Annotated in this window: 2 protein-coding genes and 1 pseudogene; all 3 read right to left on the minus strand. The window is 50.7% G+C overall.

Annotated elements, in window-relative coordinates; genetic code table 11:
* Positions 1 to 368: 368 nt before the first annotated feature.
* Positions 369 to 632, minus strand: a complete 264-nt coding sequence (locus AC3WMR_RS30635) for a DUF8617 domain-containing protein (protein WP_492266976.1) — start codon at positions 630 to 632, stop codon at positions 369 to 371.
* A gap of 246 nt (positions 633 to 878) precedes the next feature.
* Positions 879 to 1,373, minus strand: coding sequence for a pentapeptide repeat-containing protein (locus AC3WMR_RS30640; RefSeq protein WP_492266977.1), 495 nt, complete (start codon positions 1,371 to 1,373; stop codon positions 879 to 881).
* Positions 1,370 to 2,772, minus strand: a pseudogene (locus AC3WMR_RS30645) (hypothetical protein); the annotation flags it as partial. The gene AC3WMR_RS30640 and the pseudogene AC3WMR_RS30645, both read right to left, overlap by 4 nt.

The raw sequence follows: 2,772 nt of genomic DNA on the forward strand, positions 1-2,772 counted from the left end.
GCTCCTATTCCATATGGTGAAATCATGCCGGATTTCTCTAATTTAGATCGGTACTAAAAACTGGGTTAGGGTCAGTTGGGTTTATCGAGCGCGCCAGACATACCCAGGCTCAGACCCACCATGGTCGACTTATAGTCAGCCTGATGAAAAATAAGGTGTCAGACTACGTTTTCAAAGCGACCTCTTCAGGCCTAAAACGTAGTCTGACACCTAATCTTCCATGATCTATGCCGAGCGCGTGCTGACTTTGACTGAGGAGTCGGTGCTTGGCCTTTTGCAAAGAACGCAAAAGCCCGTTGAACCCAACGGAGGATTGTGATGAATTCGTGGGGAAACCTCAGAGTCTGACACCTTATTTCGCTTTATTTTTAATTTGGTATCTCTCGTACGTACGAATTAAACACCCCTCCTCCCTCATCAATATGCAGCCGTTTACATACGGGACATATATAAACAACAATTGAACCATCGTTTATCAGAGTATAAAACTCTTCCTCTGACAGCCATTTTCTTGCCAAAACATCTCCAACCTCGTATATTTTTTTCTCTGAAACCAAATTCCATTCGCACCCACCATCATCCTGGGACAAACTAATAACATAGCCACACACACATCCGAATTTTGGCATCATCAACCTCCATATTAGTTTCTATCAAATCTCACTATACTTCCATCGCTTTTCTGGAAGATTATCGTATCTATCCGCTGAGCGTTTGGTTTACCCCAAACTCTGGCTACAACGATAATAAGGTGTCAGACTACGTTTTCAAAGCGACCTCTTCAGGCCGAAAACGTAGTCTGACACCTTATTTCCAGCGTCTGACTCCTTATTTGTTTTTTAATTGGGCATCTCTCGCACATAAGAATTACCACCTCCCTATTTTTTAATAATTTTTATATATTGCCCCCCTTTCGAGGCAGGATCAAACTCATGCGGCCAAACAGTTTTCTGATTATAAATAGCCCCATCCAACTTGATACCATCCATTCGCTCAACTAGAAATTTAGCATCAGAAAGATTGGAATTTCTAAAATCCGCACAATAAACATCCGCACCCGAAAAACACGCCCCTCTCAAATTTGAGTCAGAAAAGTCGGCATAAGCCGCCATTGCTCGGGAAAAACTAGAGCAAGCCAAATCCGCTCGACGGAAATCCACATTCATTAGTGCTGCCGCGTCCAACTTTGCTCTATTCATTTTCGTCGAATAAAAGATAGCACTTCTCAAATCGGCCCCTCGAAAATCCGCTTCAGTTAAATTTTCACCCTCAAAGATAGCTCGATGCAGCGAAGCATTTCGCATATCTATGCCAATGAGATTTTCGCGATCGATTTCAAGGACATCACCCGTTCCGAAATTCAAAATAATCATTCGTTCCTCCAATCAACTGGATCCACGCCGATCCCCGAGACCGTTGATACCTTATTTCTTTGACTTGAAGCCATCACGCCGGGCTCAACATCAACGCTCATACCCAAAATTTTCGCTGCAATATATCGATGATTTCCCTCAACTATGACGTTTCCATCCATTTTAATCGCTGGAGCCCTTTCTCCAGCCAATAACTTATCCACATACCGCTGAATCACTGGCAGGGACACGCCGGATTGAAGCGTCTGCACTTGATCCTCCCGCAAGATATCTTCAATGAGACTTGCAGTCACCTCCGCCCCTCGAGTGACGGAAGGTTCGTCACTTTTTTTGTTGAATATCAATACCCAGCCCTGGGGCTTCGGCATTTCGGTAACGGTCCCCCCAGTATGCGTACCGTCATCCGGTTTCGACGGCGGCGTCCCGCCGGGCGGAATCAGATCGCCAGGAACAGTCGGAATGCTTAGATCGACGCCTCCCCCTGGCGTACCCGGCGTCGAAGGCACAGAGCCCCCATGCTCCTTGCCATCATCGACCGGCAACGGCGGCGGAGATGTCTCGCGCCCGAGAACACCATCAAGTTCGCTGAACAGGGAGTCGCCAAGCGCCGCCCCAATTCCGGTTAAGGCCGCGCTCAATACATAGACAGCCCCATCCTTCATCTTTACGCCGAGGACGGCAACTTCACCTGACACTTGCGCAACCACGCGCTGACAAGTTGGGGTCGTGGCACATTTAATTGAAGCTGCCTCCACGCCCAATATGACGACTGGGGCCCAGTTGTTCTCCGTTTCGAATATCGCTGCGTTGCTCGCCGCGGCAGGGTCCAGCCCTGCACTCGCCGCAATACCAGCCATAAGGCTCGACACGAGATTGCGGCGCGCCTCAACTTCACTAGGGGTTGCTCCGTTGGACGGCCCCATCAGTGCATTGACAATGCTGCCGGCCCCTGCACCAAGCGCCCCTGCTCCACAACTGGCGCCTTGACCAGCAGCACCGGCGCATCCAACGATCGCGTGCAGCGCAGCACGGGCCGGCTCAGTACCAGGCCCATCTCCTAGCGACGCGATAATCTTCTTAACGCCCGCAGCCCCCAATCCCTGCAGATAGTTGACTGCAGCCGCCTGAACAAACTCGGCTCCCGAGCCTGTGACATTGCCGCCGGCCGCCGCAACCAGCGCCGTCATGATCTGCCGATAAGCGCCATTCGGTGCCCATAGTCGCGCATCTTCAAGCTGCGACATCAGTTCGAATGCTCGAGCGTTATCGGTAGCCCCACCCTTCTTAAGCTCGTTGGTCAGTTCTTGTTCAAGCGCCTGTCGCTCCGCCGCCCGATTCGCCAGAAACGTCCCCGTCTCCTGCGCCAAGGTCTTGGCCACCTCAAACCCCGCCCGGACCT

Source organism: Achromobacter sp. FW305-C-28 (assembly GCF_058783235.1).